General features: G+C 59.9%; 14 protein-coding genes and 4 pseudogenes. 14 read left to right on the top strand and 4 right to left on the bottom strand.

Translation table 11 applies throughout. From position 1 onward, the window contains the following. The first annotated feature begins 26 nt into the window (after nucleotides 1-26). From tssE to ACVWZP_RS21300, 14 genes and pseudogenes are all read left to right on the top strand, one after another. On the top strand, nucleotides 27-542 hold the full coding sequence (gene tssE, locus ACVWZP_RS21365; RefSeq protein ID WP_005792513.1) for a type VI secretion system baseplate subunit TssE: 516 nt from the start codon (nucleotides 27-29) through the stop codon (nucleotides 540-542). Further along, on the top strand, nucleotides 539-2,398 hold the full coding sequence (tssF, locus tag ACVWZP_RS21360; RefSeq protein ID WP_046381630.1) for a type VI secretion system baseplate subunit TssF: 1,860 nt from the start codon (nucleotides 539-541) through the stop codon (nucleotides 2,396-2,398). The genes tssE and tssF overlap by 4 nt, the downstream gene beginning before the upstream one ends. Next, nucleotides 2,362-3,405 (top strand): type VI secretion system baseplate subunit TssG, encoded by a 1,044-nt coding sequence (gene tssG, locus ACVWZP_RS21355; protein ID WP_057004025.1) that lies wholly within the window; start codon nucleotides 2,362-2,364, stop codon nucleotides 3,403-3,405. The genes tssF and tssG overlap by 37 nt, the downstream gene beginning before the upstream one ends. Continuing rightward, nucleotides 3,398-6,055, top strand: coding sequence for a type VI secretion system ATPase TssH (tssH, locus tag ACVWZP_RS21350; RefSeq protein ID WP_057004026.1), 2,658 nt, complete (start codon nucleotides 3,398-3,400; stop codon nucleotides 6,053-6,055). The genes tssG and tssH overlap by 8 nt, the downstream gene beginning before the upstream one ends. A gap of 148 nt (nucleotides 6,056-6,203) precedes the next feature. Then, entirely contained in the window at nucleotides 6,204-8,144 is a 1,941-nt protein-coding gene (locus tag ACVWZP_RS21345; protein WP_169863643.1) for a type VI secretion system Vgr family protein, read from the top strand. A 15-nt stretch (nucleotides 8,145-8,159) separates the two neighbouring features. Then, nucleotides 8,160-8,595: pseudogene (locus tag ACVWZP_RS21340) on the top strand (DcrB-related protein). A 12-nt stretch (nucleotides 8,596-8,607) separates the two neighbouring features. Beyond that, nucleotides 8,608-13,035, top strand: coding sequence for an RHS repeat-associated core domain-containing protein (locus ACVWZP_RS21335; RefSeq protein WP_457370146.1), 4,428 nt, complete (start codon nucleotides 8,608-8,610; stop codon nucleotides 13,033-13,035). A 2-nt stretch (nucleotides 13,036-13,037) separates the two neighbouring features. Beyond that, complete coding sequence (locus ACVWZP_RS21330) at nucleotides 13,038-13,316, top strand: hypothetical protein (protein WP_057005221.1); 279 nt, start codon at nucleotides 13,038-13,040, stop codon at nucleotides 13,314-13,316. 69 nt (nucleotides 13,317-13,385) lie between these two features. Further along, the gene (locus tag ACVWZP_RS21325; RefSeq protein WP_457370145.1) at nucleotides 13,386-17,732 is read left to right on the top strand and encodes an RHS repeat-associated core domain-containing protein; all 4,347 of its coding nucleotides are present in this window, start codon (nucleotides 13,386-13,388) and stop codon (nucleotides 17,730-17,732) included. Between the two features lie 13 nt (nucleotides 17,733-17,745). Next, complete coding sequence (locus tag ACVWZP_RS21320; RefSeq protein WP_057005220.1) at nucleotides 17,746-18,192, top strand: hypothetical protein; 447 nt, start codon at nucleotides 17,746-17,748, stop codon at nucleotides 18,190-18,192. Nucleotides 18,193-18,484: 292 nt separating this feature from the next. Then, a pseudogene (locus tag ACVWZP_RS21315) lies at nucleotides 18,485-18,750 on the top strand (RHS repeat-associated core domain-containing protein); the annotation flags it as partial. A gap of 74 nt (nucleotides 18,751-18,824) precedes the next feature. Beyond that, a pseudogene (locus tag ACVWZP_RS21310) lies at nucleotides 18,825-19,096 on the top strand (hypothetical protein). Between the two features lie 8 nt (nucleotides 19,097-19,104). Then, entirely contained in the window at nucleotides 19,105-19,974 is an 870-nt protein-coding gene (locus tag ACVWZP_RS21305; protein WP_457370144.1) for a tetratricopeptide repeat protein, read from the top strand. Nucleotides 19,975-20,122: 148 nt separating this feature from the next. After that, nucleotides 20,123-20,938, top strand: a pseudogene (locus tag ACVWZP_RS21300) (RHS repeat-associated core domain-containing protein); the annotation flags it as partial. 18 nt (nucleotides 20,939-20,956) lie between these two features. On the opposite strand, the gene ACVWZP_RS21295 reads toward ACVWZP_RS21300, so the two are convergent. The 4 genes from ACVWZP_RS21295 to ACVWZP_RS21280 form a co-directional block, all read right to left on the bottom strand. Beyond that, entirely contained in the window at nucleotides 20,957-21,451 is a 495-nt protein-coding gene (locus ACVWZP_RS21295; protein ID WP_231589857.1) for a type III secretion effector protein, read from the bottom strand. Nucleotides 21,452-22,402: 951 nt separating this feature from the next. Next, a complete protein-coding gene (locus ACVWZP_RS21290) occupies nucleotides 22,403-22,678 on the bottom strand; it encodes an HU family DNA-binding protein (RefSeq protein WP_003213368.1) in 276 nt (91 codons plus the stop codon). Between the two features lie 191 nt (nucleotides 22,679-22,869). Continuing rightward, nucleotides 22,870-24,018 carry an NAD(P)/FAD-dependent oxidoreductase gene (locus tag ACVWZP_RS21285; RefSeq protein ID WP_457370143.1) on the bottom strand — a complete coding sequence of 383 codons (1,149 nt, stop codon included), beginning with the start codon at nucleotides 24,016-24,018 and terminating at the stop codon, nucleotides 22,870-22,872. Between the two features lie 36 nt (nucleotides 24,019-24,054). Next, nucleotides 24,055-24,222: a rubredoxin gene (locus ACVWZP_RS21280; RefSeq protein ID WP_046381624.1), complete on the bottom strand. Its 168-nt coding sequence runs from the start codon at nucleotides 24,220-24,222 to the stop codon at nucleotides 24,055-24,057. Nucleotides 24,223-24,275: the final 53 nt, after the last annotated feature.

The following is a 24,275-nucleotide window of genomic DNA, read 5'->3' as shown; positions in this document are numbered from 1 at the left end:
CGCAACCCGTCCGTGGAGCTGCTTTGGTGGTAACTGAAATCGCTTCCCGCGACCGTCTGCAACCGTCCCTGTTGGACCGGTTGACCGACGACGACCCAACCAACCCGAAGGAAAGCGCCGACAAGCGCGTGCTGTCCCTCACCCAATTGAAGGCCTCGGTGCTGCGTGACCTGGCGTGGCTGCTCAACACCACGTCGCTGCTCGATGCCGATGCCACCCTGCACACCCCGGCCGGCACCTCGGTGGTCAATTACGGCCTGCCGGCGCTGGCGGGCAACAGTGTTTCCAGCGTCGACATCAAGGCCCTGGAAGCCCTGATCTACCAGGCGATCGCCACCTTTGAGCCACGTATTCTGCGCCACACCCTGCGCGTCAAAGCCCGTGTCGGCCATGGCGAGATGAACCACAACGCCCTGAGCTTCGAGATCGAAGGCGACCTGTGGGCGCAGCCGGTGCCGTTGCGCCTGCTGCTGCAAACCGACCTGGACCTGGAGTCGGGCCATGTACGCGTGGTCAACGCCGACCAGCGGAGACGCCCATGAACCCGCGCCTGCTGGAGCTGTACAACCAGGAACTGCACCACGTGCGCGAAAGCGCCGCCGAGTTCGCCAAGGAATACCCGAAGATCGCCAGTCGGCTGAGCCTGTCCGGCATGGACTGCGCCGACCCCTACGTCGAACGTCTGCTCGAAGGCTTTGCCTACCTCACGGCCCGCGTGCAGCTCAAGCTCGACGCCGAGTACCCGACCTTCACCCACAACCTGCTGGAGATCGCCTACCCGCACTACCTGGCGCCGACCCCGTCGATGACCGTGGTGCAACTGCAGACCGACCCGGATGAAGGCTCCCTGGCCAGCGGTTTCCCGTTGCCGCGCGACAGCGTATTGCGCGCCGCGTTGGGCCGCGAAACCCAGACCTGCTGCGAGTACCGCACCGCTCACCCGGTGACGCTGTGGCCGTTGCAGGTCAGCCACGCCGAGTACTTCGGCAACCCAGCCGCCGTGCTCGGGCGCCTGGCGGCCAGCGAACCGAAAGCCAAGGCCGGTTTGCGCCTGACCCTGCGCACCGGCGCCGAGTTGCCGTTCAACAGCCTCGCGCTGGACAACCTGCCGCTGTACCTCAGCGGTGCGGATGAGCAACCGTTCCGCCTCTACGAACAATTGCTGGGCAATGCCTGCGCGGTGTTTGCGCGCAAGCCGGGGGGCGATTGGGTCGAGCGCCTGCCACCAGACGCGCTGCGCTCGCGCGGTTTCGACGACGCCGACGCGGCCATGCCCGTGGTGGCGCGGGCGTTCCAGGGCTATCGGTTGCTGCAGGAATACTTCGCCCTGCCCCACCGCTTCCTGTTCGTCGAGTTCGCCGAACTGGGCCGTGCGGTCAAGCGTTGCGACGGCCAGGAACTGGAACTGATCGTGCTGTTCGACCGCCACGAACCGAGCCTGGAAGGCAGCGTCGGTGCCGCGCAGTTCCTGCCGTTCTGCACCCCGGCGATCAACCTGTTCCCGAAACGCGTGGACCGTATCCACTTGTCCGACCGGGTCAACGAACACCATGTGATCGCCGACCGCACGCGGCCGATGGATTTCGAGATTCACTCCCTCGACGGCATCACCGGCCACGGCACCGGGCCGGAGCAGCCGTTCCTGCCGTTCTATGCGGTGCGCGACCCCTCGCGTTATGGCCGCGACCAGGCGTACTACACCGTGCGCCGTGAGCCACGGGTGCTGTCCAGCGACCAGCGGCGCAACGGCCCGCGCTCCACCTACGTGGGCAGCGAAACCTTCGTCAGCCTGGTGGACAGCCAGCAAGCGCCCTATCGCCACGACCTGCGCCAACTCGGCGTGAGCGCGCTGTGTACCAACCGCGATTTGCCGCTGTTCATGAGCGTGGGCAATGGCAAGACCGACTTCACCCTCGCCGACAGCGCCCCGGTGCTGGCCGTGCGCTGCGTCGCCGGGCCCAGCCGCCCGCGTGCCAGCCATGCCCATGACGCCAAGGCCTGGCGCCTGATCAGCCAGCTGTCGCTCAACTATTTGTCCCTGAGCGAACAGGGCCAGGGCGCGGGCGCCTTGCGCGAGCTGCTGCGCCTGTATGGCGACAGCAACGACGCCGCCCTGCAATTGCAGATCGAAGGCCTGCGCGAAGTCAGCAGCAAAGCGGTGACCCGGCGCCTGCCGATGCCCGGCCCGATCGTGTTTGGGCGCGGCCTGGAAATCACCTTGGAATTCGATGAAAACGCGTTTCGCGGCACCGGCGTGTTCCTGCTCGGTGCGGTACTGGAACGCTTCCTGGCACGCTACGTGTCGATCAACAGTTTTACCGAGACGGTGATCCGTACCACCGAACGCGGCGAGATCATGCGATGGAAAGCCAAGCCCGGACGTCGTCCGACCCTGTGAGTACCCTGGATGCGATGCACCAGGAGCCCTGGGAATACGATTTCTTCCAGGCGCTGCGGCGTATCGAGTGCGAATCGCCGGACCTGCCGCGCCTGGGCCAGTCCCTGCGCCTGGCGGACGACCCGCTGCGCCTCGGGCAACAGGCCGACTGCACCTTCGCCCCGGCCACCCTGGCCTCGGTCGACCCCGCTGGCGAGGGCAAGCCAGCGCGGCTGCAGCAGTACTTTTTCGGCCTCGGCGGCCCCAACGGCCCGCTGCCGCTGCACATCACCGAGTACGTGCGCGAACGCCAGCGCAACAATGCCGACAGCACCAGCAAACAGTTCCTGGATATCTTCCACCATCGCCTGTTGAGCCTGTTCTACCGGGCCTGGGCCGAGGCGCGGCCGACCGTCAGCCACGACCGCCCGGACGATGATTACTGGTCGGCGCGCCTCGCCGCCTTGAGCGGTCGGGGCATGCCGAGCCTGCTCAACCAGGGGCTGATCCCCGACACGGCAAAGCTGCATTACAGCGGCCACCTGTCGGCGCAGACCCGCTACCCGGATGGCTTGAAGGCGATCCTTGGCGAGTACTTCGGCCTGCCGGTAGAGATCGAAGAATACATCGGCCAATGGCTCGAGCTGCCCGAGCGCAGTCGCGTCGGGGTCAGCGCCAACCGGCTCGGCGTGGACTTCTGCCTGGGCAGCCATGTGTGGGACCGCCAGCACAAATTCCGCATCCGCCTGGGCCCGCTCGCGCTGGACGACTACATGGGCATGCTACCCGGCAGCCAGCCGTTCAACGAGCTGGTGGCCTGGGTGGCCGAGTACCTGGGCCATGAATTGGACTGGGACTTGAACCTGGTTCTGCAACAACCCGAAGTCCCGGCGCTGCAACTCAACGGCCGGTTCCGCCTGGGCTTCAATACCTGGCTCGGCCGCCCTGCGGTTGATGCCAACGACCTAATCCTGGCCCGGCATTACGCCGATCACGCCACCACCTCAAGGAATCCAGAGCATGGGTGAAATCAGTCGCGCCGCACTGTTCGGCAAACTCAACAGCGTGGCCTACAAAGCCATCGAAGCCGCCACGGTGTTCTGCAAGCTGCGGGGCAATCCGTATGTGGAACTGGCCCACTGGTTTCACCAGTTGCTGCAACTGCAGGACTCGGACCTGCACCGCATCATCCGTCAGTTCAATGTGGAACCGGCGCGCCTGGCCCGCGACCTGACTGAAGCCCTCGACCGCCTGCCGCGGGGCTCGACTTCGATCACCGACCTGTCCTCCCATGTGGAAGAAGCCGTAGAGCGCGGCTGGGTCTACGGCAGCCTGATGTTCGGCGAAAGCCAGGTGCGTACCGGTTATCTGCTGCTGGGCATTCTGAAGACGCCGAGCCTGCGCCATGCGCTGTTGGGTTTGTCGGCGGAGTTCGACAAGGTCAAGGCCGAAGCCCTGAGCGAACGCTTTGACGAGTACGTCGGCGACTCGCCGGAGAATGCGTTGACGGCCAGCGACGGTTTCAACGCCGGCGCCGTTCCGGGCGAAGCCAGCGGTGCGATGGCGCCGAGTGCGATGGGCAAGCAGGAAGCGCTCAAGCGTTTCACGGTCGACCTGACCGAACAGGCACGCAGCGGCAAGCTCGACCCGATCGTCGGCCGCGACGAAGAGATCCGCCAGTTGGTGGATATCCTCATGCGTCGACGCCAGAACAACCCGATCCTCACCGGTGAAGCCGGCGTGGGCAAGACTGCCGTGGTCGAAGGCTTCGCCCTGCGCATCGTCGCCGGCGACGTGCCGCCCGCGCTGAAAGACGTGGAACTGCGCAGCCTCGACGTCGGCCTGCTGCAAGCCGGCGCCAGCATGAAAGGCGAGTTCGAACAGCGCCTGCGCCAGGTCATCGAAGACGTCCAGGCCTCGCCGAAGCCGATCATCCTGTTCATCGACGAAGCCCACACCCTGGTGGGTGCCGGTGGTGCCGCCGGCACCGGTGACGCAGCCAACCTGCTCAAACCGGCCCTGGCCCGCGGCACCTTGCGTACCGTGGCCGCGACCACCTGGGCCGAGTACAAGAAACACATCGAAAAAGACCCGGCCCTGACCCGCCGTTTCCAGGTAGTGCAGGTGGCCGAACCGTCGGAAGACAAGGCGCTGCTGATGATGCGCGGCGTGGCCTCGACCATGGAGAAACACCATCAGGTGCAGATCCTCGACGAAGCACTGGAAGCCTCGGTGAAGCTGTCCCACCGCTACATCCCGGCGCGCCAGTTGCCGGATAAATCCGTCAGCCTGCTGGACACCGCCTGCGCCCGCGTCGCCATCAGCCTGCATGCGGTGCCGGCCGAAGTCGACGACAGCCGTCGCCGCATCGAAGCCCTGGAAACCGAGCTGCAGATCATCGCCCGCGAGCATGCGATCGGCATCGCCATCGGGGCGCGCCAGAGCAACAGCGAAGCCTTGCTGAGTGCCGAGCGCGAGCGCCTGGCCAGCCTGGAAAGCCGCTGGGCCGAAGAGAAAACCCTGGTCGATGAGTTGCTCGCCACCCGCGCCACGTTGCGTGAAAAAGTCGGCGTGGTCGACAGCGGCAACGATGAGTTGCGTGCGCAATTGGTCGACCTGCAGCAGCGCCTCACCGCGCTGCAAGGCGAAACCCCGCTGATCCTGCCGACCGTGGATTACCAGGCGGTGGCCTCGGTGGTCGCCGACTGGACCGGCATCCCGGTCGGCCGCATGGCGCGCAACGAACTGGAAACCGTGCTCAACCTCGACCAGCACCTGAAGAAACGCATCATCGGCCAGGACCACGCCTTGCAGATGATCGCCAAGCGCATCCAGACCTCCCGCGCCGGCCTCGACAACCCGAGCAAGCCGATCGGCGTGTTCATGCTGGCCGGCACCTCCGGCGTGGGCAAGACCGAAACCGCCCTGGCCCTGGCCGAAGCCATGTACGGCGGCGAGCAGAACGTCATCACCATCAACATGAGCGAGTTCCAGGAAGCCCACACCGTGTCGACCCTCAAGGGCGCGCCACCGGGCTACATCGGCTACGGCGAAGGCGGCGTGCTGACCGAAGCGGTACGGCGCAAACCCTACAGCGTGGTGCTGCTGGACGAGGTGGAAAAAGCCCACCCGGACGTACACGAGATCTTCTTCCAGGTGTTCGACAAGGGCGTGATGGAAGACGGCGAAGGCCGGGTCATCGACTTCAAGAACACGCTGATCCTGCTGACCACCAACGCCGGCACCGAGTTGATTTCCCAGGTCTGCAAAGACCCGGCGAACATCCCCGCGCCGGAAGACATTGCCAAAGCCCTGCGCCAGCCGCTGCTGGAAATTTTCCCGCCCGCACTGCTCGGCCGACTGGTGACCATCCCGTATTACCCGCTGAGCGACGAGATGCTCAAGGCGATCACCCGCCTGCAACTCGAGCGCATCAAGAAGCGTGTGCAGAACACCCACAAAGTCGCCTTCGATTACGACGACGCGGTGGTCGATTTGATCGTCTCGCGCTGCACCGAGACCGAAAGCGGCGGGCGCATGATCGACACGATCCTCACCAACAGCCTGCTGCCGGACATGAGCCGTGAATTCCTCACGCGCATGCTCGAAGGCAAGGCGCTGGCGGGTGTGCGGATCAGTAGCCGGGATAATGAATTGCACTATCAGTTCAACGATTGACCTGAAGAAACATAATCAAAAATGTGGGAGGGGGCTTGCCCCCGATGGCGGTGAATCAGTCACCTGATACATCAACTGACACACTGCTATCGGGGGCAAGCCCCCTCCCACATTTTGATTGGGTTCCTTCAGCTATTAGGGTACTTCGATGCTATTCAACCAAACCTCACGCCTGGCCAAGATCACCAGCCCCCTCGGGCCGGACGTGCTGTTGCTCAATCAAATGGGTGGCGGCGAAGAGTTGGGTCGGCTGTTCGCCTATGAGCTGCAACTGACCTCCCTGGACGCCAACATCGACCTCAACCAGTTGCTGGGCAAGCCGATGAGCGTCGGCGTGCAATTGGCGGACGGCGGCGAGCGGCACTTTCACGGCATCGTCGCGCAGTGCAGCCAGAGCATCGACCAGGGCCAGTTCGCCAGCTACCAGGTGACGCTGCGCCCGTGGCTGTGGCTGCTGAGCCGCACGTCAGACTGCCGGATTTTCCAGAACCTGAGCATCCCGCAGATCATCAAGCAGGTGTTCCGCGACCTCGGCTTTTCCGACTTTGAAGACGCCCTGAGCCGACCGTATCGCGAGTGGGAATACTGCGTGCAGTACCGCGAGACCAGCTTCGATTTCGTCAGCCGCTTGATGGAACAGGAAGGCATCTACTACTTCTTCCGCCATGAACAGGACCGCCACGTGCTGGTACTGGCCGATGCCTACGGCGCCCACGCCACGGTGCCGGGCTACGTGTCGATTCCGTACTACCCCAAGGACGAGCAGCAACGCGAACGCGACCACCTGTACAACTGGCACCTGGCCCAGCAAGTGCAGCCGGGCTCGCTGGAGCTCAACGACTACGACTTCCAGCGCCCCAGCGCGAGCATCGACGTGCGCTCGGCGATGCCACGCCCGCACGCCGCCGGCGACTACCCGCTGTACGACTACCCCGGCACCTACGTGCAAAGCGCGGACGGCGAACACTACGCGCGCACCCGCATCGAAGCCCTGCAAACCCTGCATGAACAAATCGAATTCAACGGCAACGCCCGCGGCCTCGGTTCCGGCCATCTGTTCAGCCTCACCGGCTTCAGCCGCCAGGACCAGAACCGCGAATACCTGATCGTCGGCTGCCGCTATTACATCGTTCAGGAAAGCCTGGAAAGCGGCGGCGGCTCCAGCTCGGCGCAGTTCGACAGCAGCCTGACCTGCATCGATGCCCAACAAAGCTTCCGCCCGCTGGCCAACACCTATCGCCCCATCGTCAAAGGCCCGCAGACCGCGCTGGTGGTCGGCCCCAAAGGCGAGGAAATCTGGACCGACCAGTACGGCCGCGTGAAGGTGCATTTCTACTGGGACCGCCACGACCAGTCCAACGAAAACAGCTCGTGCTGGATACGCGTATCGCAATCCTGGGCCGGCAAGAACTGGGGCTCGATGCAGATCCCACGGATCGGCCAGGAGGTGATTGTGAGCTTTCTGGAAGGCGACCCGGACCGGCCGATTATTACTGGGCGGGTGTACAACGCGGAGCAGACGGTGCCCTACGATTTGCCGGAGAACGCGACCCAGAGCGGCATGAAAAGTCGTTCGAGCAAGGGCGGCACGCCAGCCAACTTCAATGAAATCCGCATGGAGGACAAGAAGGGGGTGGAACAGTTGTATATCCATGCCGAGCGCAATCAGGACATCGTCGTCGAGGTGGATGAGAGCCATTCGGTGGGGCATGACCGCAACAAGAGTATTGGGCACAACGAGACGGTGACGATTGGCAACAACCGCCTGCGCATCGTCAAGCAGGAAGACATCCTCTCGGTGGGCCAGAGGAAGACCGACAGCATCAGCCAGAGCTACGTCATCGAAGTGGGCGAAAACCTACGCCTGGTCTGCGGCGAAAGCATCCTGGAGTTGAACGCCAGCGGGCAGATCAACCTCACCGGCGTGCAAATCAGCTTCTACGCCAGCGGCGATGCCGAGTTCAACACCGGCGGCGTGCTGCACCTGAACAATGGCGGCGGCCCCGGCGCGACGCCCGATGGCCAAGGCATAAAAGCCAGCATCGACGCCAACATCAAAGCCGCGTTCCCCGCGCCTAAAAGCTCCTGACGAGACCTGTCTTCCATGACGTACCGAATCAACGAATTCCAGTTCCAACTGCCGGCCGGCGAGCTGCAGGACGCGTCGATCAATATCCTCAAGTTCCTCGAACTGGGCACTTCCCTGATCGTCAGCCGCAGCCTGCTCGCCGAAGGCGAAACCCCTGCACAGCAACTTCGACGACCAACTCAAGCGCCTGGAAAAACAGGTGCAGGACTTGCGCTGCCAACCGAGCGTCACCGTGCGCTTGGGCGCCGCCCAAGAGGTGGAAGGTATCGAGCTGCGCAGCCAGTTCAACAAGGGCAATGACAAGGTGTTCCAGTATCAACTGGCGTTGGTGTTGCCAGGGACGCGCAAGATGCTCGCCTTGAGTTACGTCAAGGCAGACACGCTGGGGGATGCCGAGGCGGCGCATTGGGCTTTGATCAAAAACTCGCTGTCCTTCGACATGCCACAGTGACGACGCGCCTCAATGTCTGACGCACTGCTCTGGGCCGCACGGTTGGGGGATGGCTTGTCCCATACCTCAGTGATGGCCGACATCCTTGGCGGTGTGCTCGAGGTCGCGGCTAACGTGGCGATAACGGCGTTGGCCACGGCTGCGGTGGTGGCGGCGACCGGTATCACCGTTGCGACGGGGGGGCTGGGCGCGTGCGTGTTGGGTGCCGTCGTCGGCGTGGTTGTCGGCATCGCCATGAGCAAAACCGGTGCCGACAAAGGCTTGAGCACGATGTGCGAAGGCATCGGCAACGCGCTGTTCCCTCCCGCCGTCATGGCGACGATTGTCAGCGGCTCCACTGACACCCTGATCAACTCAACCCCCGCTGCACGGGCAGCCGGCACGGTGCCATCCCATGTCGCCCCCTCCGGCACCGAAGCCGAAGAACCACCGTCGAAGCCGGAACACAGCGAAGAGCCCAGCTACCTGGATATGGCCAAGGGGTTCTTTTCACAAATGTGGCGCCCTACCGTCGCCACCCCGGCCCCCGGCGCAGTCCCCAAACCGTTGGACCTGGTGACGTGCATGAAGCATCCTCCGATGCCGCCGCAGTTTCTCGCCGAGGGCTCGGAAAAAGTCACGATCAACGGTCAGCCCGCCGTGCGCAGCGGCGACCGTAGCACTTGCGACGCGACGGTGGTGTCGTCGGGGCTGATCTCGCCGAACGTGACCATCGGCGGTGGCTCAGTGGTGGTGCGCGAGATACGCAGCGGCAAAACACCGGGTGTAGGCCTCGCCGTTACCGCCTTGATGATGCTCAAAGGGGGCAAAGGCAAGTTCCTCAGCAACCTGCCTTGTATGCTGCTCGCAGGCGTCAATTCGTTTGTGGTCAGCCAGGCCATGGGCGCCCTGGCCAATGCGACCATGGGCTCGCCTAACCCTGTTCACGCCAGTACCGGAGCCAAGGTACTCGGCGGTTCCGAGGAATTGGATTTTGCCCTGCCTGGCATCATGCCCATCGACTGGCAACGTTTCTACAACAGCCGGGACGAGCGCCAGGATGGCTTGTTCGGTGCCGGCTGGAGCCTGTCCTATGAGGTCAGCGTCCACTTGCTGCGCCACCCGGAAGGCGGCGAACACCTGGTGTACGTCGACGAGCAAGGCCGACGCATCGACATGGGATCGATCCCCTTGGGCGGCGCCGTGTTCAGTGCTGGCGAGGGGCTCAGCGTCAGGCGCCACCTGGGCGGTCAGTTGCTGATCGAAAGTGCCGACGGTCTGTATCGGTTGTTCGACCCGGCGCCACAGAACGCTACCTTGCTGCACCTTAGTCAATTAGGTGATCGCAACGACAACCGTATCTACCTGGATTATGACAACGACGGTCGCCTGCTGCGGCTTCGGGACACCTTTGACCTGGTCAAGGTTGAACTGGCATACGACGCAACCTGGCAGCGCCGCGTCAGCCAGATCGAGCGGCTTTACCCCGACCAGCGCCGCGAAGTGCTGATGCATTACAGCTACGACAGCCGTGGCGATCTGGCTTGTGTACGTCAATCCGACGGCCAGGTTAAACGTCGATTTGTCTACGATGCCGGGCAGCGTATGGTCGAGCATCAATTGCCCACCGGCTTGCGCTGTTTCTACCAGTGGGCCCTGGTGGAAGACCGTGAGTGGCGTGTGGTCCGGCACTGGACAGACGCCGGGGACACCTACGATTACCACTACGAACTGGACGCTGGCATCACCCGCATCACCGACGGGCTGGAGCGAATCAGCATCCGCCGATGGGATCAACAGCATCAGATCATCGAGTCTATCGATGTGCTCGGACGTACCTGGGCCTTCCAATGGAATGATGAAAGCCAACTGCTGGGCGCCACCGATCCCAACGGCGGGCACTACCAATTCAGCTACGACGAAGCCGGTAACCTGAGCGAGACGCTCGACCCCTTGGGACGCAGCGAATCGACCTTGTGGCTGGAACATTGGGCACTACCGCTGGCAGAAACCGACGCCGCAGGCAATACCTGGCAATACCGTTACGACTCGCGCGGCAATTGCGTCAGCGAAACCGACGCTGCTGGGAACGTCACGGCCTATCGTCATGATGCCCACGGGCAAGTCGTGCAAATCACCGATGCCAGTGGCAAGAGCAAAACCCTGCGCTGGACGCCGCTCGGCCAGTTAAGCGAGCACACCGACTGTTCGGGAATGACCACTCGCTTGAGCTACTGCGAGCGCGGCCTGCTGCTGACCAGCACCGATGCACTGGGCGAGCGCACGGTGTTCAGCTATGACGATCAAGGCCGACTCACCCGCAAGCAATTGCCCGACGGCCGCAGCGAACACTATGAGCACGACGCCTGTGGTCAGGTCATCGGCTATCGCGACCCCGCTGGCAACACTACCTACTTCCAGCATGCCCTGAGTGGCCAGTTACATCAGCGCATTGACGCCCATGGCCGCCGCGTGACGTTGAACCATGATGCTTACGGCCGCCTGCAAAGCCTGACCAACGAGAACGGTGAACGCTACCGGTTCGACTGGGACGCCGGCGACCGGTTGACCCAGGAACACCGCCTGGACGGCAGTCTCAAGCGCTACGCCTACGACCCACTGGACAACGTCACGCAGGTAGAGACGATCGCAGTACACGGCACCGAGACAGCCATCATTCACGACCTGGAACGGGATGCCGCAGGTCGGCTGGTCGCCAAGAACACCCTGGATGGGCGCACCGAATATTGCTATGACGAGCTGGATCAAGTCACATCCATCACGTTCACCGGGCGTGACGGCCAACAGAGTCTGGGATTCGGTTATGACGTCCTCGGCCAACTGGTTCTCGAACACAGTGCCGCCGGCAGTTTGGAACACCGTTACGACGAGCTGGGCAATCTGGTTCAGACCCAGCTTCCTGACGGCCGTTGGCTCAACCGCCTGCGCTACGGCAGCGGGCATCTGCACCAGATCAATCTTGATGGCAGGGTCATCAGTGATTTCGAGCGTGATCGGTTTCACCGGGAAGTCCTGCGCACCCAGGGCCGTATCAGCACCCGCAGCGAGTACGACCGCAGCGGACGACTCCGCGCCCGTCAGCGTCGGCAACAGGACCAGTCGCTGCTGGTGCCAGCAACGCAAACACGCTTTGGCTATGACGACAGCGACCAGTTGGTCGAGCGCTTTGTCAGCCACCCGGGCACGACACACCGCCAACTGCTGCACTACGATGCCACCGGTCGCATTCTCGCCAGCCAGGACAACCTTCTGGGTCAACGTGAAGCCTTCGCCTACGACCCGGCCGCCAATTTGCAAGATGGCCTCGGGCATGTGGCCCACAACCGGTTATTGACCTATCAGGACAAGCGTTACCGCTACGACGGTTTCGGCCGCATGGTCGAAAAATACAGCACCCAGCGCGGCACCCAACGCTTCAGCTATGACGCCGAGCAGCGGCTGGTGCAGGTGAACAACAACGACGGCTCCACGGTCAAAATGACCTACGACCCGCTGGGCCGACGGATCGCCAAAACATTGTTTGACCGTAACGGTGTCCAGCAGAGCCAGACGCTATTCACCTGGGACGCGATGCAGTTGTTGCAGGAGCGCTGCAACCAGCGGACCAGCCTCTATATCTATGCCGACGAGGGCTACGAACCCGTCGCACGCGTCGATGGCCTCGGGGCTCTGCAAAAGGTTCGCTACTATCACAACGACCCCAATGGCCTGCCCGAGCAGCTCACGGAAAGCGACGGCCATACGGTATGGAAGGCGCGTTATGAAGTCTGGGGCAATACCGTCGAGGAAACCCGCGAGCCCTATTACATCGAAGAACAGAACCTGCGCTTTCAGGGCCAGTACCTGGATCGAGAAACCGGGCTGCACTACAACACGCTGCGCTTTTACGATCCGCAGATCGGACGCTTCACGACGCCCGACCCTATCGGCCTGGCCGGCGGCCTTAACCTCTACCAGTACGCACCCAACCCCCTGAGCTGGATCGACCCGCTGGGCCTGATGAAGTGCTCAAGCCCACCCAAGGGGCGTAAGGTCAATCGCACGGTGTATCGATTCGAGGAGCCCGGACGCATCGGTACGACCTGGCAGGCACACAAGTGGAATGTGGAGTCCCGACACCGGTACACGGCCAGGGGACTGGGTGGCGTGTATGGCGCCAACTCGCGAAAGACCGCATTGGGCGAAGTCACCCACTGGGATGTCGACCTGTCCACACGGGTACTGGTCAGCAAAAAGGTGCAGCTAAACAACGTGCTGGACTTAACGCGCGCCGACGTGCGCAAACAGTTAGGCGTATCACTCAAAAGCATTACGGGTAACAAATACACCGAAACTCACCAGATCGGCAGCTGGGCAAAAGCCAATGGCTATGATGGGATTCTTGCCCCATCCGCGCGAAACCCGACCGGCAGCAACTTAATATCATTTGCAGGATTCTGATCATGCCACTTGAAGATGAATACCCCGGCGATGCCGACTGGCAAAGCATGGTAGCGCTGTACAAAGAAGACTATCTGGACGAAGACGCGCGCACCCTGGCGCAAGCATTGGCCGGCGACCTCGACGTGGCCGTTGTGCTGCGAGGCAAGCGAGGGCTCAAGGAAGGGCTGTGGTGGATCGAACGCAAAGTTCCCGCTCTCGACAATGTGCGGCCTGTCGACTGCCTTGAAGATCCGCGGCTGATCAAACGCCTGCGAACAGCCTTGATGAGCATGCCGTAACCAGACGAGGGAGCAACTGATTGACTATGGAAGGTCTCAAGAAAATCGCCACGGCCCTGGGCACCGCGTATGTCTGACGCACTCTGGGCCGCTCGCATGGGCGATGCGCTGGCCCACACCTCGATGATGGCCGACATCCTCGGCGGTGTGCTGGAGGTGGCTGCCAATATCGCGATCACTGCCGTGGCGACTGCTGCCGTTGTCGCTGCCACAGGGATTACCGTCGTGACCGGCGGGTTGGGGTGCTTCCTGTTGGGCGCGGTAGTGGGCACGATTGTTGGCCTTGCCATGAGCAAGACCGGTGCAGACAAAGGCCTGACAAACTTATGCGATAGCTTCAGCAATGCCCTTTTCCCGCCCACGGTACAGGCGAATATTCTCACCGGCTCAACCGATACCCTGACCAACAACATCCCTGCCGCCCGGGCCGCCGGGGCGATCAGCTCTCATGTGGCGCCGGCAGGCACCGAACTGGAAGCACCCGAGCCGGAACCCGAGGCCAGTTATCTGGACATGGCCGAGAGTTTCTTCTCGCAGATGTGGCGCCCCACGGTTGCCACTCCGGCGCCAGGCGCCGTGCCAAAGCCGCTGGACCTGGTCGCGTGCATGAAGCATCCACCGATGCCGCCGCAGTTTCTCGCCGAAGGTTCGTCCAAGGTCACGATCAATGGCCAACCAGCGGTGCGCAGCGGCGACCGCAGTACGTGCGACGCCAGCGTGGTGTCTTCCGGGCTGATTTCACCCAACGTGACGATTGGCGGCGGCTCAGTGGTGGTGCGGGAAATCCGCAGCGGCAAGACACCCGGCGTCGGGCTCGCAGTCACGGCGTTGTTGATGCTCAAGGGCGGCAAGGGCAAGTTCTTCAGCAAGCTGCCGTGCATGCTGATCGGCGGCGCGACTTCGATGGCGGTCAGCAGTGCAATGGGCGCGATGGCCAACGCGGCCATGGGCTCGTCCAACCCGGTGCATGCGGCGACCGGCGCGAAAGTGCTGGGCGATGTCGAGGAGCTGGATTTCGTGCTGCCCGGCATCCTGCCAATCGACTGGCAACGCATCTACAACAGCCGCGACGAACGCCCCGGCAGTCTGTTCGGCGCGGGCTGGAGTGTCGCCTATGAGGTGTGCGTCGAGATCCGCCCTCATCCCGACGGCGGCGATACGCTGGTCTACACCGATGAGCAGGGCCGACCGATCGACATGGGCTCGATTGCCCTGGGCGGCGCGGTGTTCAGCGCCGGTGAAGGACTCTCCGTGCGGCGCCACCTCAACGGGCAATTGCTGATCGAAAGTGATGACGGCCTGTACCGGCTGTTCGAACCGACCCCGACCAATGCTGGCTTGCTCCGCCTGACTCAGCTCGGTGACCGCAACGACAACCGTATCCACGTCGACTATGACACCGCCGGGCGCCTGGTGCGCCTGCGCGATACTTTCGATCTGGTGCAAGTCGAACTGGTGCGCGAGCGTGAACGCGTCACTCATATCGAACGCATCTATCCCGATCAACGCCGCGAAGTGCTCGTCAGCTATACCTACGACACGGCGGGAAATCTGGCTGAGGTACGCGATACCACCGGCCAGGTGCAGCGGCGCTTCGCCTACGACGCCGGGCGCCGGATGGTGGAGCATCAGTTGCCCACCGGGTTGCGTTGCTTCTATGAATGGGCGCTGGTCGAAGACTTGGAATGGCGCGTGGTCCGGCACTGGACCGACGAGGGTGACGCCTACCAGTTCGACTATGACTTGAAAGCCGGCCTCACCCGCATTACCGACGGCTTGCAACGCGTCAGCAGCCGCCACTGGAATACCCAGCACCAGATCATTCAATACAGCGACAACCTCGGCCAGACCTGGTTGTTCGAGTGGAACGACGAACGCCAATTGCTCAGTGCCACCGATCCACAGGGTGGGCGCTACGCATACAGTTACGACGAGGCCGGCAACCTGATCGGCGATTCCGACCCGCTGGGCCGCAGCGATTCGACGCTGTGGCTGGAACATTGGGCCTTACCGCTGGTGGAAACCGACGCCGCCGGCCGCAGCTGGCAGTATCGCTACGACCCGCGCGGCAACTGCATTGCCGAAACCGATCCGCTGGGTCATATCACTCGCTATCGCTACGACGCCCATGGACAGGTCGTGGAAATCGTCGACGCCACGGGTAAACGCAAGAAGCTGCGGTGGAATCCGTTCGGGCAACTGGTCGAGCACATTGACTGCTCGGGTTACCCCACGCGCTTCAGCTATGACGAGCGAGGCTATTTGCAGGTCATCACCGACGCCCTCGGCGAACGCACTCAATTCAGCTATGACGCCAACGGGCGTTTGCTCAGCAGCCAACTGCCGGACGGACGCATTGAGCGCTATCAGCGCGATGTCAGCGGTCAGTTGGTGGGCTACACCGACCCGGCCGGGCACACCACGCTCTACCAGCACAACCGTCGTGGCCAGGTACGCCAGCGCACCGACGCCCATGGACGACAGGTGCAATTCGGCTATGACAGCTACGGGCGGCTGCAAGCGCTGGTCAACGAGAACGGCGAAAGCTATCGGTTCGCGTGGGATGCAGGGGATCGGCTGACCCAACAACAAGACCTCGACGGCAGCGCCAAGCGCTACACCTACGACCAACTGGATAACATCACGGCAGTGACCGCCGTTGCGGCGCCTTATGGCAATGGCTTGGCGGTGGTTCCCGAGATGCCAGCGCCCCCCATCGTTCATCGGCTGGAGCGCGATGTGGTTGGCCGGTTGATTGCCAAGACCACCGACGATGGCCGCACCGACTACAGCTACGATGCGGTGGACCAGCTAACCGCCGTCACCTTCACCGACTTGCAGGGCAATACCCAGGCTCTTGGTTTCGCTTACGACGCCCTTGGCCAGTTGCTTGCCGAACAGAGTTCAGCGGGCAATCTGCACCACCACTACGACGAACTCGGCAACCTGATCCAGACGCAACTACCGGACGGCCGCTGGCTCAATCGCCTGTACTACGGCAGCGGCCACCTGCACCAGATCAACCTCGACGGCCAGGTCATCAGCGACTTCGAACGCGACCGCCTGCACCGCGAAGTGCTGCGCACCCAAGGCCAACTCAGCACCCGCAGCGAATACGACCGCAGCGGCCGCCTGCGCGCACGCCAGCGCCGCCACGCCAGCCAGCCCTCGTTGATGCCAGCGGCCACGCAAAAACACTTCGAGTACGACCCCGCCGACAACCTGATCAGCAAACTCGACCAGCAACCCGCAGCGCAACATCGCCAACTGCTGCACTACGACGCCACCGGCCGCATCATCGCCAGCCAGGACAACCTGCACGGCCAGCGCGAAACCTTCGCCTACGACGCGGCCGCCAACCTGCTCGACGGCCCGCAACCCGGCGCCGGGCTGGTGGTGCATAACAAGCTGCTGACCTACCAGGACAAGCGTTACCGCTACGACGCCTTTGGCCGCATGATCGAAAAACGCAGCGCCAAACGCGGCGTGCAGCGCTTTGCCTACGACGCCGAAAGCCGGCTGATTGAAGTACGCAATGAAAACGGCAGCGTGCTCAGGATGACCTATGACCCGCTGGGCCGGCGTATTGAAAAAACCGAGCATGGCCGCGACGGCTATCCGCTGGGCGAAACCCGGTTCATGTGGGATGGCCTGCGGTTGTTGCAGGAGCATAAACACAGTCAGACGAGCCTGTATGTCTATGAAGACGAAGGCTACGAACCCTTGGCCCGAGTCGACGGCATCGGCCCGCTGCAGAAAATCCGCTACTACCACAACGATCTGAACGGGTTGCCGGAGCAACTGACCGAAACAGATGGAGAAACGGTGTGGCGCGCGACGTATCGGGTGTGGGGCAACACACTGGAGGAGGTGCGCGAGCCTTATTACATTGAAGAGCAGAATTTGCGGTTTCAGGGGCAGTATCTGGACCGGGAGACGGGGCTGCATTTCAATACGTTTAGGTTTTATGATCCGGATGTGGGGCGGTTTACGACGCCGGATCCGATTGGGTTGACGGGGGGAATCAACCTCTACAAATACGCACAAAATCCCATCTCTTGGATTGACCCATGGGGACTTCTTAATCTCAACACCAACGGCGCTGCAGGTAATTTCGGTGTGTACGAAATTCGAATAGACGGTGAGCTGTACAAGTACGGCAAGGCCGATATGAACCGTGTAACAAAATCCAGCGGCAACCCGACCAGACTTCACCAACAAGTAGAAAAATTAGAACGGCTGAATCCTGGTAAAACGATTAAGGGTACCGTTCTAGAAAGCGGCATAAGCACGACCCAGGCGGCCAAGACCATCGAAACTGCCAAATTGGATGCACATTACAAAAAAACTGGCGGACTGATTCCTGAAGGAAACAAAAAGAGCTATAAAGGCCCTAAATCGCTATGTGGCAAATAAGAGAGGACAAATAATGCGCAACCCATACCCTATCGCCATAAGCGGACTTTTCCCAGATCCCGCTGCTGTTTTTTATGTATCGCACCATGTTAGCCGAATTATTCGAGAACAACTCGAACGCCAGATAATAAACACCGAAGTGTTCGATAAAAAATATGGTGACAATTATTGGCTGAGCCTGAGGGACTCAAGCGTGTCTGGGCTACTGGACCTAAATGTTACAGGCCCCGAGGTATCTAAGAGAAATAAAGCAGTGAGCTACTCCTTGAGAATGCCCAGCCAACCTATCAACAAAGACCCTACAGGCTATGAAAAATACCTTGAGTACCACGAAAAAGGTGTAAAAGAGGTCTTTGATGCATTAAAGATCCAGATGTCGGAGCCAATCGATAGCATTTATAACGCTATACGTAAGGAAGTTCGAAAATTGCCTCCGGACAAACTCAAGAATCCGGAATAAACATCGACGAACTTCAACTATATCACATGAGGCAAACTTATTTAAAATCACAGATCAAATAAATACCCCGCTTAATAAACCCAGGACTAACAGCAAGTTTCTATATTGATATATGGCAGGAATCCATCCTATTAGCTCAATTAAAATCGCACGTCGCCAGATCTACGATGAGACTTTTGAATTGGAGGCGCAGCAGCGGAAATTTTCCGTTTGTTGCCAAAGACAGCCACGGCAAACCACATATATTTGAAGTGAAGCACGGTGCTGGGAAGTTGACCCCAGACACAGGGCCTGGCAGGTAACGTATCAGATATGGGGTAACACGCTAGATAGAGGCGCGCGAGCCTTATTACATTGAAGAGCAGAATTTGCGGTTTCAGGGGCAGTATCTGGACCGGGAGACGGGGCTGCATTTCAATACGTTTAGGTTTTATGATCCGGATGTGGGGCGGTTTACGACGCCGGATCCGATTGGGTTGGACGGAGAGCTTAATCTCTACCAATACGCATCAAATCCGATTGCATGGATCGATCCATGGGGATGGAAAACTTGCGGCGCTGCAAACGGAAATTCCAGACAAAATAACAAGGTAAATCATGTATACGTCATTCGTAACAAAACGACTGGGCAGGTGTACAAATATGGTATCAGCGGTGGGAAATTTCCAAAAATGGGAAATCTTACCGAGCGCAGTCGCAGGTACGCAGACTTAACAGGGGGAGCTCTGATAAATACGAGTCCGCCATAATCAGAAAAAATGTAACACGCACCAAGGCTCTTAAAGTTGAACAAGGTAGAGTCAATGGCTACTCAGTAGCCGCTCAGCGAGCAGGTCAAACACCTTCATTTCCAAAAGTCGGGATTAATCCTGTGGGCAACTCACTGCCAAATGCGACGAGATAGAAACTCTGATGAGCAAATATTTATCAACACTCGAAATTATTCCAACTACAGACCGCCTGCAGGCTCACAGCGTTCGAGAGGCCGCCGTACTCTATATTTTTCTTCTAACGACCACTTGCAAGCTTTCTACTGGTGGAGTTGCCAAAGTGGTTCTTCAGCAAGCGCCAGAGGAAGCAGAGCTGACACTTACAAATGTTTGCACCTACTCTCATCCTTTCAAGCGCTTACAGGACCTGCCGACGGAAGCTACAGACGCCGTTATTCGCCAGTGCTTAATCGACGATATCAATGAGGCGCTCCTATCATTAGCAACTCTCAAAGGTTGGGATACCGACCCAATACATAAACTTCATGCAGCGATTGTCAAACGTGGCTATCAGTTTTCCGGTACTTCAGGCCGCTCACTGAAAAACCCAGCTAAAACGCTCACGGCGTCAGCCGCCTGGCGCACGGATCGATACATTAATATCGGCGTCTTGGTGCAAGGCCCCAAAAACACACCAACCGAGTTTTTTACTGCCACACGAATTGGCATATCGCTGGGACTTTTCGAATCACTGCTAGGCGCTGTTGAATGGGTGGACGATCAAACCATTCGCCTTTTCCAAGCAAACAAGCGCGACTATTGGGAAATTGATACGATCTCTAAAGAGGTGAAATTCCACTTCCCCAGAGCTGAGTCCGGTGATGCCCATGGAGAGTTTGATCTGGGTAAAATGTACGTTGATGGATGGATAGTCGAACAGAATTTTGAACAAGCCCGGCAGTGGTTGGAGCGCTCCGCTGCTCAAGGTTTCTCGCGAGCAGTCAAACTTTTGCAGCGCATGAATGACGGCGACACAAACCTCGCGGATCCGGTGATGAACAGCAAAAAATGATTCCGGGGTATATTCCTCTTGCATCCCGATTACTGGCTGCTCCTCATACACTCTGCGACCTGACAGAGCAATATTGTTACGACTAACCGCACGTGTACCTGCGCTCACGCCACCGTTGCCTACACCGGCACAAAAGCAGTTCGAGCATGCCGCCGCCAACCTGCTCGACGGCCCGCAACCCGGCGCCGGGCTAGTGGTGCATAACAAACTGCTGACCTACCAGGACAAGCGTTACCGCTACGACGCCTTTGGCGGCATGATCGAAAAACGCAGCGCCAAACGCGGCGTGCAGCGCTTTGCCTACGACGCCGAAAGCCGGCTGATTGAAGTACGCAATGAAAACGGCAGCGTGCTCAGGATGACCTATGACCCGCTGGGCCGGCGTATTGAAAAAACCGAGCATGGCCGCGACGGCTATCCGCTGGGCGAAACCCGGTTCATGTGGGATGGCCTGCGGTTGTTGCAGGAGCATATGGACCGGGAGACGGGGCTGCATTTCAATACGTTTAGGTTTTATGATCCGGATGTGGGGCGGTTTACTACGCCGGATCCGATTGGGTTGGAAGGTGGCCTCCATCTTTACCAATACGCGCCAAACCCAATTGGATGGGCCGATCCATGGGGCTGGGCGTATGCAGGGGTGGACTTTACTGGCAGCAGTGACCTGTATCCGATAAAAGGCTCACACAGAAATATCGTGACGATCAAGATGCAAGGCTCTAGATCGCGCGACTTTACTCAAGCCTACAAAGAACCAGGTATTCCTAGAAGCGCCAAGAAACACTATACCTGGCACCAGGTTGATGACTTCGACGCAAAATCCGGCAATACAACAATGCAGCTTGTCAGAAAATCTACCTATGAGGCTACGTACCCACATGGCGGTTCAGTTGCACAGTATGAAAAATACTTCAAAGTTAAAGGGCGGACTTGCCTAAACAAATCCGCCACTCTCCACTCTTGAATCAAGAGTTTATCAAAACTACGTTACATCCGATTCTACAAGCGTTATCAATCTTTTAATCATTCTGTTCATGTGCTTGTGGCGCAGTTCAATCGCATCCATACGAGACTTGTCAGTCGGTGCATCCGACGACTTCGGCGCTTCATACGGCTTATAAACAAGGTCGTATCGTGTACCCAGGTCTTGCAACTGGGCTTCTATGCCATCCATGGTTTTTTCTTGATTGGTCAAGCGCCCGGCTGTGTCTTTTGGTGCATCCGATTTTTTACTAACCGCATTAGCCTCAGATCCTTCGTTAATGGAAAGGATCTGGTTGACCATCAACTCTGTTTTTATTTCACTGTCTTCGAGGCGCGCGTCTATTTTTTGCTTTTCTGTTGCTGCCGGGTCTACGGTCGTGGTCGTGCCGTCCGCGTTCTTTTTTGCCGCGCCTGGCATTGCAGCTTGCGCTTCGATTCTATCGATGATGGCTTTGGAAGCCAAATGTTCCCCCACATTCAAGGGGATATTCACCAGTGAATTTACCCCCCCACTGATAAGTGAGTTGCGCGCGCTGGACGCCAGTTCAGAAGAGAGCGGCGAGAACCCATTTTTATCGTGTAGATCGTTAATATTTTGCGTGGTCTTTAAAGAATCCTTAATACCAGGTGACGCGGCTTTGGGGTTTGGCAGAGGATGGGAGCCTCCTTGTTTATTTGACCGAGGATTGGAGCCCCCTGATCCATTTGCGTGAGAATTCGGACCTCCTTGCCCATTTACGTGAGAATTTGAACCTCCTTGCCCATTTGCCTGAGAATTCGGACCTCCTTGCCCATTTACGTGAGAATTCGAACCTCCTTGTCCATTTGCCTGAGAATTCGGACCTCCTTGCCCATTTACGTGAGAATTCGAACCTCCTTGTCCATTTGGCGGAGTACCGGATCCACTTCCGGAACCTCCACGTCCACTTGACCCTCCCCCCCTGCGTCCTCCGCCAGCCTTAGTAGCGCCACTTAACTCAGAAGCACCTATTTTCTCATTACTCGTCGTGGGATATTCAATACCCCCTCCGTTACCCGCATTCGAACCATATACAATCTTCGAGGAGTCAGCCGTTTGCTGCCCATTACCCGACGTCAACGGAACTGAGTTTCCTGGCACAGTTGGCTGAGGTGATGGAGTATTTGGAGGAATATAAGTTAGATCAGTGAGTTTCATTGAGACACCTCTTTAAAATAGTCTTGAGCGCGTCCCTGCAATCTCGACTAATAGGTGGCGCCTCGTACCCATTAAGTTCCAGTGCGTAAGTAATCGTCCTTTACAAACAATAAAAAACTCTGCCCCGCTAATACTAATAACTGTATAAGCCGTGAGCCCCCTCCTTGCGCCTCGATTGCTTTTCCACGCGCACAAAAAATGGGCACCCGACCCAGTCGGCGTGCCCACTTTTTCTACCTCCCCGCCCCCTTCGAGACGATACCGCTATTACGGGTTGACGCTGTCTTTGAGCGACTTGCCCGGCTTGAACGCAACGGTATTGCTGGCCTTGATTTTCACAGGCTCACCGGTTTGCGGGTTTTTGCCGGTGCGGGCGCCGCGGTGGCGTTGCAGGAAGGTGCCGAAGCCAACCAGGGTGACGCTGTCCTTGCGGTGCAGGGCGCCGGTGATTTCTTCGAGAACGGCGTTGAGGACGCGATTCGCCTGTTCTTTGGTGAGGTCCGCTTTTTCAGCGATGGCGGCTGCGAGTTCTGGTTTACGCATAAGTGAAGCCTCTTTGACGGTTTTTTGTTGTTATGTCCGTGCTGCTCTCTAATGGAGCAGCGCCCAAGGCGCCGCAGGCTCTACTCTGCGGCAGACGGGAGTGAGGATGGCATGCCCTCGGACGCCGCGCCAGTCTCGTGGCGACCTTTCTAGGGTGAAAAATAGGGTTATTCCGACAGAACGACCGGTATTTACGCCAGCAGCGGCGGAAGTTCTTTGTTCAACGCCAGTTTTTCCATCACGGCGCTGCCGGTCAGCGCGTAGCCCAGCAGGCGGCCGCTGGCATCGCGGCACAGGGCCTTGATGTCGGCGCCCTGCCCTTCGACGCTCCACACGCCTTCGGTGCCCCGTGGCGGTGGCGAAACCACCAGCGGGCAGACCGGGGTTTTCACGGTGACCGGCATCGGCCCGTAGCTGACGGCCGTGGCGTTGCCCGCCAGCGTCTGGGCCAAGGCGCGGGCGCAGCTCATCAGCGGCATGACGTACAGCAGGTTCAGGCCATCGACCTCGGCGCAGTCGCCCAGGGCATAGATGTTGGCGTGGGAGGTCTTGAGGTGGCGGTCGACCACGATCCCACGGTTGACCTGCAAGCCGGCAGCCGCGGCCAGGTCGACACGCGGGCGCAGGCCGATGGCCGAGACCACCAGGTCGCACTGGATCACTTCACCGTCCGACAGGTGCGCTTCCAGACCTTCGGCGCTGCGTTGCAGGCGGTTGAGCACCGGGCCCAGGTGGAAGCGCGCCCCAAGGCCTTCCAGCCCGGCTTGTACCGCTGCGGCCGCCGCTGGGTGCAGCAGGGTCGGCATGACTTGCTCGCACGGTGCCACCAGGTCGATTTCGTAGCCGCCGAGGATCAGGTCGTTGGCGAATTCGCAGCCGATCAGGCCGGCGCCAAGCAGCAGCACGCGGCGTTTACCGACGGCTGCCGCGCGAAAGCGGGCGTAGTCTTCAAGATCGTTGATCGGGAAAATCAGCTCCGCGGCGTCGCCTTCGACCGGCACGCGCACGGTTTCCGCGCCCCAGGCCAGGACCAGGTCGCGGTAAGTCACCGCTTCTTCGCCGATCCACAAGCGCTTGTGGCCCGGGTCAATACCGGTGATACGGGTATGAGTGCGTACCTCGGCCTTGAGTTGCTCGGCCATGGCGCCGGGTTCAGCCATGCTCAGGCCATCGGCTTCCTTGTTCTTGGCAAAGCCGGTGGAGAGCATGGGCTTGGAGTAGGAGCGCCCATCATCCGCGGTGATCAGCAACAACGGGGTATCGCTGTCGAGCTTGCGAAACTCGCGGGCCACGTTGTAACCGGCGAGCCCTGTGCCGACGATCACGACAGGTGCGTTCATTCCTTTCTCCTTGTAGTACGTTTCTTAAATTCGCGATTACGCGATTTCAATCATTTCGAAATCCACTTTGCCCACGCCGCAGTCCGGGCACAGCCAGTCTTCCGGAACGTCCTCCCACAGGGTACCCGGAGCGATTCCGTCGTCCGGCCAGCCGTCTTTCTCGTCATAGATCAGGCCGCAGACTATGCATTGCCACTTCTTCATTTACTTGCTTCCTCAGGGTCCAGGCAGGTTGGCCGACGGTCGATAGATCCCGC

It is taken from the genome of Pseudomonas sp. TE36184, assembly GCF_054060055.1.
The sequence above is the reverse complement of the archived record's forward strand: the minus strand, read 5'-3'. Positions and strand labels throughout refer to the sequence as shown.